Origin of the sequence: Arthrobacter sp. SO3 (assembly GCF_020532825.1) — a bacterium.
Classification (GTDB): domain Bacteria; phylum Actinomycetota; class Actinomycetes; order Actinomycetales; family Micrococcaceae; genus Arthrobacter.
Map to the genome: position 1 here is coordinate 12978 of NZ_MQTS01000176.1, position 15033 is coordinate 28010.

General features: G+C 66.3%; 16 protein-coding genes. 11 read left to right on the plus strand and 5 right to left on the minus strand.

Annotated features, from left to right (window positions below):
- The first annotated feature begins 583 nt into the window (after positions 1-583).
- From rpsB to BJQ90_RS16325, 6 genes are all read left to right on the plus strand, one after another.
- Positions 584-1486, plus strand: coding sequence for a 30S ribosomal protein S2 (gene rpsB, locus BJQ90_RS16300; RefSeq protein WP_226761265.1), 903 nt, complete (start codon positions 584-586; stop codon positions 1484-1486).
- A gap of 158 nt (positions 1487-1644) precedes the next feature.
- Positions 1645-2481, plus strand: a complete 837-nt coding sequence (gene tsf, locus BJQ90_RS16305) for a translation elongation factor Ts (protein ID WP_226761266.1) — start codon at positions 1645-1647, stop codon at positions 2479-2481.
- Between the two features lie 196 nt (positions 2482-2677).
- The gene (pyrH, locus tag BJQ90_RS16310; protein ID WP_226761267.1) at positions 2678-3415 is read left to right on the plus strand and encodes a UMP kinase; all 738 of its coding nucleotides are present in this window, start codon (positions 2678-2680) and stop codon (positions 3413-3415) included.
- 121 nt (positions 3416-3536) lie between these two features.
- Entirely contained in the window at positions 3537-4094 is a 558-nt protein-coding gene (frr, locus tag BJQ90_RS16315) for a ribosome recycling factor (RefSeq protein WP_069951117.1), read from the plus strand.
- The gene (locus tag BJQ90_RS16320; protein ID WP_226761268.1) at positions 4094-5014 is read left to right on the plus strand and encodes a phosphatidate cytidylyltransferase; all 921 of its coding nucleotides are present in this window, start codon (positions 4094-4096) and stop codon (positions 5012-5014) included. Before frr ends, BJQ90_RS16320 begins: the two co-directional genes overlap by 1 nt.
- 82 nt (positions 5015-5096) lie before the next feature.
- Positions 5097-5675: a DivIVA domain-containing protein gene (locus BJQ90_RS16325; protein WP_226761269.1), complete on the plus strand. Its 579-nt coding sequence runs from the start codon at positions 5097-5099 to the stop codon at positions 5673-5675.
- A 6-nt stretch (positions 5676-5681) separates the two neighbouring features.
- On the opposite strand, the gene BJQ90_RS16330 is transcribed toward BJQ90_RS16325, so the two are convergent.
- From BJQ90_RS16330 to BJQ90_RS16345, 4 genes are read right to left on the minus strand one after another with little or no spacing between them, the layout of a single operon-like run.
- The gene (locus BJQ90_RS16330) at positions 5682-7148 is read right to left on the minus strand and encodes a cation acetate symporter (RefSeq protein ID WP_226761270.1); all 1467 of its coding nucleotides are present in this window, start codon (positions 7146-7148) and stop codon (positions 5682-5684) included.
- Between the two features lie 7 nt (positions 7149-7155).
- Positions 7156-7533 (minus strand): hypothetical protein, encoded by a 378-nt coding sequence (locus tag BJQ90_RS16335; protein ID WP_226761271.1) that lies wholly within the window; start codon positions 7531-7533, stop codon positions 7156-7158.
- The gene (locus tag BJQ90_RS16340) at positions 7530-8249 is read right to left on the minus strand and encodes a LytR/AlgR family response regulator transcription factor (protein ID WP_226761272.1); all 720 of its coding nucleotides are present in this window, start codon (positions 8247-8249) and stop codon (positions 7530-7532) included. The genes BJQ90_RS16335 and BJQ90_RS16340 overlap by 4 nt, the downstream gene beginning before the upstream one ends.
- A gap of 35 nt (positions 8250-8284) precedes the next feature.
- Positions 8285-9502: a sensor histidine kinase gene (locus tag BJQ90_RS16345; RefSeq protein ID WP_226761273.1), complete on the minus strand. Its 1218-nt coding sequence runs from the start codon at positions 9500-9502 to the stop codon at positions 8285-8287.
- Positions 9503-9731: 229 nt separating this feature from the next.
- Here BJQ90_RS16345 and BJQ90_RS16350 point away from each other — a divergent pair, with 229 nt between their 5' ends.
- Together BJQ90_RS16350 and BJQ90_RS16355 are read left to right on the plus strand one after the other, a co-directional pair.
- The gene (locus BJQ90_RS16350; protein WP_226761274.1) at positions 9732-10112 is read left to right on the plus strand and encodes a DUF485 domain-containing protein; all 381 of its coding nucleotides are present in this window, start codon (positions 9732-9734) and stop codon (positions 10110-10112) included.
- Positions 10109-11725, plus strand: coding sequence for a cation acetate symporter (locus BJQ90_RS16355; RefSeq protein WP_226761275.1), 1617 nt, complete (start codon positions 10109-10111; stop codon positions 11723-11725). Before BJQ90_RS16350 ends, BJQ90_RS16355 begins: the two co-directional genes overlap by 4 nt.
- 112 nt (positions 11726-11837) lie before the next feature.
- Here BJQ90_RS16355 and BJQ90_RS16360 read toward each other — a convergent pair whose 3' ends face one another.
- Positions 11838-12311: an Lrp/AsnC family transcriptional regulator gene (locus tag BJQ90_RS16360; RefSeq protein WP_226761276.1), complete on the minus strand. Its 474-nt coding sequence runs from the start codon at positions 12309-12311 to the stop codon at positions 11838-11840.
- 195 nt (positions 12312-12506) lie between these two features.
- Here BJQ90_RS16360 and pdhA point away from each other — a divergent pair, with 195 nt between their 5' ends.
- The 3 genes from pdhA to BJQ90_RS16375 form a co-directional block, all read left to right on the plus strand.
- Positions 12507-13685: a pyruvate dehydrogenase (acetyl-transferring) E1 component subunit alpha gene (gene pdhA / locus BJQ90_RS16365; RefSeq protein ID WP_226761277.1), complete on the plus strand. Its 1179-nt coding sequence runs from the start codon at positions 12507-12509 to the stop codon at positions 13683-13685.
- On the plus strand, positions 13685-14695 hold the full coding sequence (locus BJQ90_RS16370; RefSeq protein WP_226761278.1) for an alpha-ketoacid dehydrogenase subunit beta: 1011 nt from the start codon (positions 13685-13687) through the stop codon (positions 14693-14695). The genes pdhA and BJQ90_RS16370 overlap by 1 nt, the downstream gene beginning before the upstream one ends.
- The coding region (locus BJQ90_RS16375; RefSeq protein ID WP_413463704.1) for a biotin/lipoyl-containing protein at positions 14692-15033 on the plus strand (342 nt) is incomplete at its 3' end. The genes BJQ90_RS16370 and BJQ90_RS16375, both read left to right, overlap by 4 nt.

The window sequence follows — 15033 nt, forward strand, 5'->3', positions numbered from 1 at the left end:
CCCCCGCCGGATCGTGCGTAAGCACCCATCCGGTCTATGTGGATAGAAGCCGATGGCTGCGGAGAGGGCAGGGCCGGCCGCGCGGGAGAAGCCGGAGGTGCAGCCCCCGCCACGGCCCTGCACCGCCTTGGCAAGCGGCCGCGGGCCGCCGCAGGCCAGCGCCAAGCCCCCGCCCTAACCAGCACCAAAGCGCCCGCCGGGACGCCCGGAAAGCGGCGGCGGACGCCGCCGGCAGCCCCCGGAAACCGTCCAATCCGGCACCGGCCCTGTAGTACACTTGGTGGAGCAGTTTGCTGTGCCCTCACGCTTGATCTAAGTACTTGTCTAAGCCGGCACGCCTCATTCAGGGGTGCGGGGGAGCAGCGGCTGACTACGCGTATCCAGCCCTCCTCATTCGAAGCTTGAACTCTTCAGGGTGCGGAGGACTGCGCCTCTTTCGGTCCGGGCCCATGGTCCGGAGAAGAAGCGCAGCGGATGCCAGGAGCAGCGCCCGCCTGGGTGTTGCTAATTAACCGTCAACTATTGGCAGGGTAAGACAGCCCGTGGGCTGTCTCATGAATGACCTGCCGGAAGGAGCGCCGGCATGCCCGTCGTAACTATGCGCCAGCTGCTTGACAGCGGCGTCCACTTTGGACACCAGACCCGCCGTTGGAACCCGAAGATGAAGCGATTCATCTTCACGGAGCGCAACGGCATCTACATCATTGACCTGCAGCAGTCGCTGTCCTATATCGACCGTGCCTACGAGTTCGTGAAGGCCACCGTTGCACACGGCGGCACCGTTCTCTTCGTCGGCACCAAGAAGCAGGCGCAGGAATCCATCGCCGAGCAGGCCACCCGCGTTGGCCAGCCGTACGTCAACCAGCGTTGGCTCGGCGGTATGCTGACCAACTTCCAGACGGTCTCCAAGCGCATCCAGCGCATGAAGGAACTCGAAGAGATCGACTTCGACGACGTCGCCGGTTCCGCGTACACGAAGAAGGAACTGCTGCTCCTTCGCCGCGAACTCACCAAGCTGGAAACCAACCTCGGTGGTATCCGCAACCTGACCAAGGCGCCCTCCGCGCTGTGGATCGTTGACACCAAGAAGGAACACCTTGCTGTCGACGAAGCCAAGAAGCTGAACATCCCGGTTGTGGCCATCCTGGACACCAACTGCGATCCGGACGAAGTCGACTTCCCGATCCCGGGTAACGACGACGCCATCCGCTCCGTCAACCTGCTGACCCGCGTTGTTGCTGACGCCGTTGCTGAGGGCCTCATCGCCCGCAACCAGCGCGCCACCGGCACCACGGAAGCTCCGGAAGAGCCGCTGGCCGAGTGGGAGCGCGAGCTCCTCGAAGGCAGCAAGACCGAAGAGGCTGCTGCCGCTCCGGCCGCAGAAGCCGCTCCGGCCGCTGAAGAAGCGCCCGCCGCTGCAGAGGAAGCCCCGGCAGCTGCCGAGGCTACCCCGGCTGCTGACGACGCCGCCGGCGAAGCTAAGTAGCCAGACCAAAGTCTGCTTTTCTCAGCTGACACATAAATCCGGATCTCCCCACCTGCTCAACGCAGCGTAGGGAAACTGACAGGATGGCCGCTCACCGGGTGAGCTGCCGTCCTGTCAGTCCGTACACCACATAAAATTTTCTAGACAGAGGGGTTCACATGGCGAACTACACTGCCGCTGATATCAAGGCTCTGCGCGAGCGCACGGGCGCCGGCATGATGGATGTCAAGAAGGCTCTTGACGAAGCCAACGGTGACGCCGAGAAGGCCATCGAAATCATCCGCATCAAGGGCCTCAAGGGCGCTACCAAGCGCGAAGGCCGCTCCACCGCGGAAGGCCTGGTTGCTGCCAAGGTCGCCGGCGGCGTTGGCGTGATGATTGAAGTCAACTGCGAGACCGACTTCGTTGCGAAGGCTGACAAGTTCATCCAGCTCGCCGACAAGGTCCTGGCCGTTGCAGTCGAGTCCGGCGCGGCCGACCTCGAGACCCTGCTCGCCACCGAGGTCGACGGCAAGCCGCTGTCCGAGGTCGTCGTCGAAGAGGGCGCCGTGCTCGGCGAGAAGGTTGTTGTCCGCCGCATCGCCCGCCTCGAAGCCGCCACGGTCGACGCTTACCTGCACAAGACCTCCAAGGATCTCCCGGCACAGGTCGGCGTCCTGTTCGCCGTTGACGGCGAAGGCGAAGCAGCTGCCACCGCAGCCCACGACGTCGCCGTCCACATCGCCGCGATGTCCCCGAACTACCTCTCCCGCGAGGATGTTCCGGCCGACCTCGTCGAGTCCGAGCGTCGCATCGCCGAGGAAACTGCCAAGGCTGAAGGCAAGCCCGAAGCAGCAATGACCAAGATTGTGGAAGGCCGTGTCACGGGCTTCTACAAGGGCGAGGTTCTCCTCGACCAGGCATTCGCCAAGGATGCCAAGAAGTCTGTCGCGCAGGTCCTCTCCGAGGCCGGCGTCAAGGGCACCGCATTCGCGCGTTTCCGCGTCGGTTCCTAGTCAGGCATTAGTCAGGCACCGGTCAGACAGTAGTCGGACACGCTGAGGGGTGGTCACTGCGGTGGCCGCCCCTTTTGCATGCACACAGGGTCTGCCCCGGGACACCCGTCCCGGGGCAGACCCGGGTCCGGGCGGAATGACGCCTTTGGTCCCCGGCACGATAACCTAGCTCAGAGTTCACCAACGGGAAGGCACCATGGAAACCGTCACCACTTCAGCCCAGCCAAAGAAGAGCCGGCGCCGAGTTCTGTTGAAGCTCTCGGGCGAGGTCTTCGGCGGCGGCAAGCTGGGCGTCGACCCGGATACCGTCCGCGGCGTGGCCAAGCAGATCGCCGCAGCAGTCCCCGATGTCGAAGTTGCGATCGTCGTCGGCGGCGGAAACTTCTTCCGCGGCGCCGAACTGTCGCAGAGCGGCATGGACCGCTCCCGCGCTGACTACATGGGCATGCTCGGCACGGTCATGAACTGCCTGGCCCTCCAGGACTTCCTGGAACAGGCCGGCGTCGAAACCCGGGTCCAAAGTGCCATCACCATGGGCCAGGTCGCGGAGGCGTACATTCCGCGCCGCGCCATCCGCCACATGGAAAAGGGCCGCGTCGTCATCTTCGGCGCCGGCGCCGGACTGCCGTACTTCTCCACGGACACCGTGGCCGCGCAGCGCGCCATGGAGGTCCACGCAGACGTTGTCCTGATGGCCAAGAGCGGGGTCGACGGCGTCTACACCGCCGACCCGAAGCTGGATCCCACCGCCGAGAAGCTGCACCACCTCAGCTACGACGAGGCCCTCCGCCGCGACATCCGCGTGATGGACCAGACCGCCATGACCATGTGCAAGGACAACAAGCTCACCATGGTGGTATTCGGCATGGAAGGCGAAGGCAACGTCACCCGGGCCATCCTGGGGGAGGACCTGGGCACCGTCGTCACCCCCTAGCAGCGGCTAGGATGTTTTCAGGACAGTTCCGCACCCCGAAACCGGGTATCCAGGCGGAACTCAAGCATGACCGTGCAGCACCCCCGCCAGCGGCGGGTGCACCAATTTCTGAGGAGAGATCGTGATCGAAGAAACCTTGCTCGAAGCCGGGGACAAGATGGACAAGGCGGTTGAAGTAGCCAAGGAAGACTTCGCCTCGATCCGGACCGGCCGCGCCACCCCGGGCCTCTACAACAAGGTCCTGGTGGACTACTACGGCTCCCCGACGCCGCTGCAGCAGCTGGCCTCCTTCGCCGTTCCGGACGCCCGCACCATCCTTATCACGCCCTTCGACAAGACCGCCCTGCGCGATATCGAACGCGCCCTGAGCGACTCCGAGGTGGGAGCCAACCCCTCCAACGACGGCAACGTCATCCGGATCACCATCCCGGACCTCACGCAGGAGCGCCGCAAGGAATACGTCAAAATCGTCAAGGCCAAGGGCGAGGACGCCAAGGTGTCCATCCGCAACATCCGCCGCAAAGCCAAGGAAACCCTGGACAAGCTGGTCAAGGACGGCGAAGCAGGCGAGGACGAGGGCAGCCGTGGCGAAAAGGAACTGGACGCCATGACCAAGGCCCACGTCGACGGGATCGACGAGCTGCTCAAGCGCAAGGAAGCCGAGCTGCTCGAGGTCTGATGGCGCAGGAACAGGGGGACCCCGCAGCAGACGTCCGGTTGCGGGGGAAGCAACGGAGGAACCCGACGCCCAAGGCCGGCAGGAACCTGCCCGCCGCCACCGCGGTGGGGCTGGGCATGCTCATTTTCGTCCTCGGCGGACTGCTGCTCCTTCCGCTGGGCTTCGTGCTGATCGTCACCGCTTTCGGGGTCTTCGGCGTCTGGGAATTCTTCCGGGCACTGGAAACCTCGGGGACCAGGCTGCCCATCATTCCGGTGATGACCGGCACCGTTGCGATGCCCACCGCTGCCTATTTCGGCGGTCTCGAAAGCCTCCTGTTCGCGATCATGCTCAGCTGTGTCGCGGTGCTGATCTGGCGGTCCCTGGAGGGTGCGGCCGGCTCCGCGCGGAGCATTTTCGCCGGCGTCTTCACGCTGGCCTGGATTCCGTTCTTTATCAGCTTCGCGGTGCTGCCGCTGCACACCGCTGTGGGCCAGACGCCGGTCGGGCTGTGGCCCGACGGCGTGGTCCCCCCGGGGGCATGGGAGATCGCCACCCTCCTGCTGCTGGTGGTCGCCAACGACACCTTCGGATATCTCGTCGGCGCCTCGCTCGGCAAGCACCCGATGGCGCCGAAGATCAGCCCCAAAAAGAGCTGGGAAGGCTTCGCCGGTTCCATTGCCGGCGCGACCGTGATCGGCGTACTCGCCGCCATCTTCGTGCTGGACAAGCCCTGGTGGGTCGGGGTGGCGCTGGCCGTGGGCATGGTCGCAGCAGCCACCGCCGGGGACCTTTCCGAATCCATGGTGAAGCGCGAACTCGGGATCAAGGACATGAGCAGCATCCTGCCCGGCCACGGCGGGGTCATGGACCGGCTGGACTCGATTGTCTTTGCCTCCCCGGTGGCTTTTATTCTCTATTCGATCTTTGCCGGCGTCTGAGGCGGCTCCTGTTCCACCCTCCGGCCCCTAGAATGGTGCCGGACAAACCAGCCGAACGGCATTGAAGGAAACAAAAGTTACAGTGGACATTCAACGGCAGATTCCTGCGTCTTTTGACCGCGTGCAGCGGACCCAGTACGGCTACAACGCCAAGCAAGTCGACGAGTTCATGCAGCGCGCACGGGTGTCGTTCGAATCTCCCCAGTCCGCCGCCCGTCCGGTTGGAAGCGCGGACGTCAGGGCGGTGTCTTTTGACCCGGTCAAGGGCGGCTATGCCGCGGCCGGCGTGGACGCGGCGCTGGACCGGCTGGAGGATGCCCTCGCCCGGCGGGAACGTGACGAACTTGTCGCGGAAAGCGGCGAAGAGGCCTGGCTCCGCGAGATCGGCCGGCTCGCCGGGGTGCTGCGCGGACGGCTGCACCGCCCCGACGGCCAGCGCTTCCGGCGCCCGGCCAAGGCCAAGGCGCGCAGCTACAACACCACGGACGTGGATGATCTCTGCTACGAGCTGATCGGCTATCTCGAAGAGGACAAGCCGCTGAGTGTGGACAATGTCCGCCGCGCCGTCTTCCGTCCCGCCCTCGGCCAGGACGGCTATGAGGAAAACCAGGTGGACGCCTTCCTGGACCGCGTCGTCGAACTCATGGCCGCCATCGACTGACCGCAGTCAACGCTCGGTGACCAGCGGCCGTTCCGGAGTGTGCAGCCGCGTCATGAGCCGGGTGATGGTCCGCGGCACCCGGTTCCTGGTGGCCCGGGAAACCAGGACCGTCACGGCAAACGCTGCCGGCACGGTCCACGCCGCGGGTTGCGCCAGCCACGACGGCGGACCGTCGGCGCCCAGCACGGCTCCGGCCACCATCGCCCCGCCGCACAGCACCGCCCCGGTCGCCATGCCGGCGATCGCCCCGGCGTCGGTCAGCCCGCGCCACCAAATGCCCAGCAGCAGCACCGGGCAGATGGTCGACGCGGTAAATGCAAACACCATGCCCACGCTGCCGGCCAGCGCGAGGGAACCGGTCATGGACGCGATCCCCAGCGGAACCACGGCGGAGATCACCGCCGCCCAGCGGAAGCCGCGGACGCTGCCGCCGAACAGATCCTGGCTGATCACCCCGGCGAGCGAGACCACCAGCCCGGAGGTGGTGGACAGGAAGGCGGCGAACGCCCCCGCGACCACCAGGGCAGACAGCAGGTCTCCGGCGGCCCCGCCAATCAGCTGTCCGGGGAGCAGCAGCACCAGTGCATCGGCCTGGCCGCTCTGCGCCAGCACCGGAGCAAACATCCGGCCGATCAGCCCGTAGGCCGTCGGGAACAGATAGAAAACCGAGAGCAGGCCCAGCACGATCAGGGTGGTCCGGCGGGCCGACTGCCCGTCCGGGTTCGTGTAGAAGCGCACCAGCACGTGCGGTAGCCCCAGCGTGCCAAACAGCAGGGCGACCAGCAGCGAGATGTTCTGGTACAGCCCGGCCGGGGCCACAGCCGTGGGGTTCACCGACGCTGCCGCCACGGCAGGAGTCCCGGAGCCGGCCAGCGTGAAGACGATGAACAGGATGGGCAAAGCCAGCGCCGTCAGCTTCAGCCAGTACTGGAAGGCCTGGACAAAGGTGATGGACCGCATGCCGCCGGCCACCACGGTGACGCAGACGACGGCGACCACCGCCACCTGCCCCACCCATGCCGGCAGCCCGGTGGTGATCCGGATGGCCAGCGCCGCTCCGTGGAGTTGCGGGACGATATACAGCCAGCCGACCATGACGACGACGACGCTCGTGACGCTGCGCACCACCCGGGAGTCGAGCCGCGCTTCGGTGAAGTCGGGAATGGTGTAGGCGCCGGAGCGGCGCAGCGGAGCCGCGACAAAGAGCAGCAGCATCAGGTAGCCGGCGGTGTACCCCACCGGAAACCACAGGGCGTCCGTTCCGGAGAGCAGGATGAGCCCGGCGACGCCCAGGAAGCTCGCCGCCGACAGGTACTCGCCGCCGATCGCCGAGGCGTTCCACCACGGCCTGACGGTCCGCGAGGCCACGTAGAAATCCCCGGTGGTGCGCGAGATCCGGAGCCCGTAAAAACCGATGACTGCGGTGGCCACCGAGACGGCGGCGAAGGCGGCGATGCCGACGACCGGGTTCACGGGCGTCTCACTTGTCCCCGACGAGGTCCCGGTATCGGGCCTCGTTCCGGGCCGCCGTCCGGATGAAGAGCCAGGCGCTGAGCCCGACCACCGGATAGATCCCGACGCCCAGCAGCACCCAGTCGAAGGGCAGCCCCACGATGGTCGACTCCGCGAGGCCGGGCACGAGCCCCAGCATAAGCGGGAACGCCACCAGGATCAGCAGGAACCCCGCGGCCACGACAACCCCCAGGCGCAGCTGTGTGCGGATCAGCGAGCGGACAAACACCTGCCCGGCGTCGGATTCCTCCGCGGCGTCGCGCGAATCAGCGGCCGACCGCGCGGAGGGCAGCGCCGTGGTGCCCGGTGTGATGCTGCGGGGTGCGGTGACGCGGACGCGGGTCATGCCTGCGGCCGGATCCGGGTCGCCTCAAGCTTTTCCCGGACCGACGGGAGGTGCCGCCGGCTGATGGGCAGTTCCGCCCCGGCCACGGTCACGCTGGGCCGGGCCGCGGCCAGCTTCATGTGGCTGACATGGTTCAGCGCAATCAGGTAGGAGCGGTGGATCCGGATGAACCCGGCGTCGGCCCACTGCTGTTCCAGATCGGCCAGCGGAACACGGATGAGGTAGCTCGCATCGGCGGTGTGCAGCCTGGCGTAGTCGCCCTGGGCCTGGACGTAGGTGACGTCCTCGCGGCGGATCATCTTCGTGGTCCCGCCCAGGTCCACGGTGATCATCTCCGGCCGCGGGGCGCCTTCCTTGAGCAGTTCGCTGATCCGGCCGATGGACTTCGCCAGGCGCTCGGCACGGACGGGTTTCAGCAGGTAGTCCACGGCGGCGAGTTCGAAGGCCTCCAGGGCGCAGTCCTCATCGGCGGTGACGAAAACGACCGCGGGGGGCTTGCTGCTGCGGGCGATCACGCGGGCGATGTCCAGCCCGGAGAGCGCGGGCATGTGGATGTCGAGGAAGACGGCGTCGACGTCCTCCGCCTCAAGGGCGCGCAGGGCCTCGGCCCCGGAGGAGGCCCGGTGGATGATGCCGATCCGGTCATCCCGGCCCAAGAGAAAGGCCAGTTCCTCAACGGCGGGCAGCTCGTCGTCGGCGACGAGGACGTTAATCATGGTCCAAGACTAGCGCCGGAGGCGTTGTGCCCCTATCAGGCATCGTGCCGGGGCTGTGACTTGGGGACACGCATCGTGATCAGCGTGCCCTCCCCGGGCGCCGTTTCGATCACGAGCCCGTGCTCGTCGCCATAGACCTGCCGCAGCCGGGCATCGACGTTGCGCAGCCCGACGTGGTCGCCGTCGGCGTGCCCGGCGAGGACAGCCCGCAGCTGTTCCGGGTCCATCCCCACACCGTCGTCCTCGATGGTCACCTCGGCGAACGCGCCGGAGTCGTTGGCCGTGATGGAGATGTGGCCGGGGCCCTCCTTGGCCTCCAGGCCGTGCCGGACGGCGTTTTCCACCAGCGGCTGCAGGCTCAGGAACGGGATCACGGTACTGAGCACCTCGGGGGCGATCCGCAGGCTCACCTGCACGCGGTCGCCGAAGCGGGCCCTTTCCAGCAGGAGGTAGCGGTCGATGCAGCGAAGCTCCTCGGCCAGGGTGGTGAAGTCACCGTGGCGGCGGAAGGAGTAGCGGGTGAAGTCGGCGAACTCCACCACGAGCTCACGGGCCCGGACCGGGTCCGTGTTGATGAAGGAGGCGATCGCGTTCAGTGAGTTGTAGATGAAGTGCGGGCTGATCTGCGCCCGGAGCGCGCGGACCTCGGCCTCCATCAGCAGCGTGCGCGAGGCGTCGAGCTCGGCCAGTTCCACCTGCGTGGCAACCCAGTCGGCCACCTCGCCCGTGGCCCGGACCAACCCGGCGCCGGCGGCCGGGGCGAAGGCGGCCACCACGCCCACCACGCGGGTGCCGGTCCGGATCGGGGCGATCACTGCGGCGCGTTCCACCTCCGGCCGGGTCGCAACGGCGCCCTTGCCCTGCGCGAGTTCCTGCACCTCGCCGGCCGGAATGACGGCGGTGTGGCCGCCGTCGAGCACTCCTGCAGCCAGCTCCATCAGCAGCGGCTTGAGCTCCTCGCCGGCACCGTCCCACGCGAGCACGCCGGTGGTGTCGGTGATCGCCAGCGCATCGCAGCCCAGCAGGCTGCGCAGCTGCCGGCTGGCTTTGGCGGCACCGGCCGGATTGAGGCCGGTGCGCAGGTGCTGGCCGGCGCGGGAGGCCGCGTGGAGCGTCTTGTACGTGGCCCGCTCCGCGTCGGTGCCGAGCTCCCGGAAAGAGCGGAGCACCTTGAGCCCGACGGCGACGACGACGGCGATCGCCATCGCGATCACGGCGATGGCGGCGGCGATGAAGAGCGGAGAGTCGGGCATGGGCCCAGCGTATCGCGGCACCCGCCGGGCCGCGGCCGGGAGCCCTCCGGACCCTGCTGGAGGCACCGTTGAGCGCAGCATCCCGACCGTTGAGCGACGTAGGGTACGGCGGTTGTGGCATGTAGGCCGCATCACGCGAGAGAGTGATTGCAGTCACATTGGCCCGCGGGCTGTTGGGAGCAGGCCAAGTCAGCCGGTGTGGACTCGAAAGTCTCAATGAGGAGGAACGATGGGTCACGAAGCCCAAGAAACGGACGCCACGGCGGCCGTGGACTTCAAGGAAGTCCAGTCGACGGAGCGGTTCCAGCAACTGCGCAAACGTCACCGCAGCTTTGTCTTTCCGATGGCCATTGCATTCCTGCTCTGGTACTTCGCATATGTCCTGCTGGCCGACTACGCGGTGGAGTTCATGTCCACGAAGGTCTGGGGCAACATCAACGTCGGCCTCATCATGGGCCTGCTTCAGTTCGTGACCACGTTCGCCATCACCGGCTGGTACGTCAGCTACTCGAACCGGAAGCTTGACCCGATCGCAGCGGAAATCCGCCACGAAATCGAAGGCCACGAATTCGACAAGAATGGCAACCAAATCAGCGGGGTAAAGAAATGACGTTTATGGTTCCCGCAGTGAATGTTGCGGATCTCAAAGAAACCACCCTGCTGAACATGGGCATCTTCGCGCTGTTCGTGGCCGTCACCATGGTCATCGTGATCAAGGCCAGCCGCAACAACAAAACGGCCGCCGACTACTACGCGGCCGGACGGTCCTTCACCGGTCCGCAGAACGGCACCGCCATCGCCGGCGACTACCTCTCGGCGGCCTCGTTCCTGGGGATCACCGGCGCCATCGCCATCAACGGCTACGACGGCTTTATGTACTCCATCGGCTTCCTTGTCGCCTGGCTCGTCGCCCTGCTGCTCGTCGCCGAACTGCTTCGCAACACCGGCAAGTTCACTATGGCCGATGTGCTCTCCTTCCGGCTCAAGCAGCGTCCCGTGCGCATCGCGGCAGCCATCTCCACCCTCGCAGTCTGCTTCTTCTACCTGCTGGCACAGATGGCCGGAGCCGGCAGCCTGATCTCCCTGCTTCTGGGCATCAGCGACTGGGGCGGACAGGCCCTGGTGATTATCGTCGTCGGCGCCCTGATGATCATGTACGTACTGATCGGCGGCATGAAGGGCACCACCTGGGTCCAGATCATCAAGGCCATGCTGCTGATTGCCGGCGCTGCGGTCATGACCTTCTGGGTCCTCGCCATCTACGGCTTCAACCTCTCCGACCTGCTCGGCGGCGCGGTGGAAACCTCGGGCAACCCGAACATGCTCAACCCGGGCCTGCAGTACGGCAAGACCGAAACCTCCAAGCTCGACTTCATGTCCCTGGGCCTGGCCCTGGTGCTCGGTACCGCCGCCCTGCCGCACGTGCTGATGCGCTTCTACACGGTTCCGACCGCCAAGGAAGCCCGCAAGTCCGTCGTCTGGTCGATCGGCCTGATCGGACTGTTCTACGTGTTCACCCTGGTTCTGGGCTACGGTGCTGCGGCACTGGTGGGCGCTGACACCATCAAGGCTGCCCCGGGCGGCGTCAACTCGGCCGCACCGCTGCTGGCGTTCCACCTCGGTGGGCCGCTGCTGCTCGGCTTTATCTCGGCGGTGGCTTTCGCCACCATCCTGGCCGTCGTCGCAGGCCTCACCATCACGGCCGCGGCGTCGTTCGCGCACGATATCTACGCCAGCGTTATCGCCAAGGGCAAGGCTGACCCCGAGACCGAGGTGAAGGTGGCACGAAAGACCGTCATCGTGATCGGGATCCTGGCCATCGCCGGCGGCATCTTCGCCAACGGACAGAATGTGGCGTTCCTCGTGGCTCTCGCCTTCGCGGTCGCGGCTTCCGCCAACCTGCCCACCATCGTGTACTCGCTGTACTGGCGCAAGTTCACCACCCAGGGCGCCCTCTGGAGCATGTACGGCGGGCTGGGCTCGGCGATCATCCTGATTGCGCTGTCCCCGGTGGTTTCCGGTGCCAAGACGTCCATGATCCCGGGCGCCAACTTCGCGATTTTCCCGCTCAGCAACCCGGGCATCGTCTCCATCCCGCTCGCGTTCCTGCTGGGCTGGCTTGGCTCGATTCTGGACAAGAAGCTGGAAGACACCACCAAGCAGGCCGAAATGGAAGTCCGCTCCCTGACGGGCGTGGGCGCCGAAAAGGCTACCGACCACTAAGCACCAACCGCCGGCGGTCCCCGCCGGCTGAGACCAACCGCTGGCGGTCCCCGCCGGCTGAAAAGCAGAGGAGCCCCGGTGCAACCGCACGGGGGCTCCTCTGTTTTGTGCGTTATCCGTCTGCCGAGCCGCGTTCCAGCAGCGGCTGGATCCGGAACGGGATCATCTCACTCATCGCCAAGGCGGTGTCCGTCCGGTCCACGCCGTCGCAGGCCAGGATCTTGCCGTTGATCCGGAACAGGTCCTCGGCGTCGAGAGCCACCACCCGGAGCAGCAGGTCCGCCGAGCCGGTCAGGCCGAAGCCCTCGAGGATTTCCGGAATGGCGGCCAGTTCCACCGCCAGCGTACCGAGCTTCTGCTGCTGGACGTGCACCGAGATAAAGGCCATCAGCGGGTAGCCCAGCGAGGCGGGGTTGATGCGCCGCTCGAAGGACAGGAAGACGTGTTTTTTCTCCAACTGGGCCATCCGCGCCTGCACGGTATTCCGCGACAAACCCAGCTTCTGCGCCAGCGCAACCACGGTCTGGCGGGGGTCCCGCGCCATGGCTGAAAGCAGGCGGGTGTCCGTGCCATCCAAGGGTTGCATAATGCGCAAGATTAGCACGGTACCGCGAAGCCAGACAGTGCAGAATGCTCAACTTTTTAGCAGGTGGTTGTACCCAATGGGCATTGTGAGTAGGGTCACAACTATCCGGGGCAACGGCGCCCGGGCGGCTGGCGCGCACTGGGATCACGAGTCCTGCGAGCTCCGGTCAGACGACGTCAGAAGGTGCGGACAACAGTGTTTACCGACGACGCGGGCAAGGGCGGCATTTCCGCCGGGGGCCCCGGAAACAGTGCAGGATCAAGCAGGCGGTCGGGCGGGGATCTCGTCCAACTCATCACCCCCGGGGGTGAACGCGTGAGCCATCCCGAGTTCGACCCCTGGGTCCAGGACGTCAGCGACGAACAGCTGGGCGCGCTCTACGAGGACATGGTGGTCATCCGGCGCATCGATGCCGAGGCCACCGCCCTGCAGCGTCAGGGTGAACTCGCCCTCTGGCCCCCGCTGCTGGGACAGGAGGCCTCCCAGATCGGTTCGGCCCGGGCCCTGCGCGACGACGATTTCGTCTTCCCCAGCTACCGCGACAACGGCGTGGCCTATTGCCGCGGGGTGAACCCGGAGGACATCGTCAAAGCCTGGCGCGGCAACGCCCTGGCCGGCTGGGACCCCTACACGGTCAACGTCGCCACCCAGCAAATCATCATCGGCGCCCAAACGCTGCACGCCACCGGCTACGCGATGGGAATCCAGAACGACGGCGCCGATTCGGTCGCCGTGGCCTACTTCGGCGACGGCGCCACGAGCGAGGGCGACGTCAACGAGGCCCTCGTGTTCGCGGCCAGCTTCCAGTCCCCGGTGGTCTTCTTCTGCCAGAACAACCACTGGGCCATTTCCGAACCCGTGCGGCTGCAGTCCCACATCCAGATCGCGGACCGCGCCGCAGGCTTCGGCATCCCCAGCATGCGGGTGGACGGCAACGACGTCCTCGCTGTCATGGCCGCAACCCGCATCGCCACCGACCGTGCACGCCACGGCGGCGGCCCCACCTTCATCGAGGCCGTCACCTACCGCATGGGTCCGCACACGACGGCGGATGATCCCACCCGTTACCGTGACGCGAACGAGCTCGAGGACTGGGCCGCCAAGGACCCGATCGCCCGGCTGAAGTCACTGCTGGAGCGCAAGGGACTGCTCACTGCGGAACTCGAAACCGCCGTCGCCGCCAAGGCCGACGCCGTTGCCAAGGCCCTGCGGTCCGGCACCATCAACATGCCCGAGCCGCAGCCGATGGACATCTTCAAGCACGTATACAGCACACCCCATTCCCCGCTGGAGCGCCAGCAGGACCACTATTCCCGTTACCTGGCTTCCTTCGGCGATCCCGCAGAAGCCGCTTCTGAAGAAGGTGCACGCTGATGACGCAGATGACCTTTGCCCGAGCCATCAATTCGGGCCTGCGCAAGTCCCTCGAGAACGATCCCAAGGTGATCCTCATGGGCGAGGACATCGGCGCCCTCGGCGGTGTCTTCCGCGTCACCGACGGCCTGCAGAAGGATTTCGGCAAGCACCGCGTCGTGGACACCCCGCTGGCCGAGTCCGGCATCATGGGCACCGCCGTCGGCCTGGCCTACCGCGGCTACCGCCCCGTGGTGGAGATCCAGTTCGACGGTTTCATCTACCCCGCATTCGACCAGATCGTCAGCCAGGTCGCCAAGATGCACTACCGGACCCAGGGCGCGGTCAAGATGCCGATCACCATCCGGGTGCCCTTTGGCGGCGGCATCGGCTCCCCGGAACACCATTCCGAGTCTCCCGAGGCCTACTTCACCCACACCTCGGGCCTGCGTGTTATCAGCGTCTCCAACCCGCAGGATGCCCACACGATGATCCAGCAGGCCATCGCCTCGGATGATCCGGTGCTCTACTTCGAGCCCAAGCGCCGCTACCACGACAAGGGCGAGGTGGACGAGTCCCTGGACCTCAGCGCCGCCCTGTCGATGGAGAAGGCCCGCGTCGTCACCGAAGGCAAGGACGTCACGCTCCTCGCGTACGGCCCGCTCGTCAAGACCGCGAAGGACGCCGCGCTCGCCGCCGCCGACGAGGGGATTTCGATCGAGGTCATCGACCTGCGCTCGCTCGCCCCGCTCGACTTCGCGACCCTGGAAGCCTCGGTCCGCAAGACCGGCCGGCTCGTCATCACCCACGAAGCCTCCCAGACCGGTGGCATCGGCGCCGAGATTGCCGCCAGCATCACCGAACGCTGCTTCTACCACCTCGAGGCAGCCCCCGTCCGCGTCACCGGCTTCGACGTCCCCTACCCGTACTCGAAGCTTGAGATGCACCACCTCCCGGGCCTCGACCGGATCCTGGACGGTGTCGACCGCGCCCTGGGCCGCCCCAACTCCCTGAGCGGACTGGAAGGATGAGCGCCACCATGATCAAGGAATTCAGGCTGCCGGACCTCGGCGAAGGTCTCACTGAATCGGAAATCGTTGCGTGGAAGGTCGCGGTCGGGGATACCGTCGCGCTCAACCAGATCATCGCGGAGGTGGAAACGGCCAAGGCCGTCGTCGAACTTCCCTCGCCGTTCGCAGGTGTTGTCGCGGCCCTGCACGAACAGCCGGGCACCGTCGTCGAGGTCGGCAAGGCGATCGTTTCCTTCGAAGTGGAGGGCGACGACGGCGGTTCCGCCGGCGATGCGGATGGCGCAGCGCCCGCCAAACGCGAACCGAACCTCGTCGGCTACGGTGCTGTCCTGGAGAAT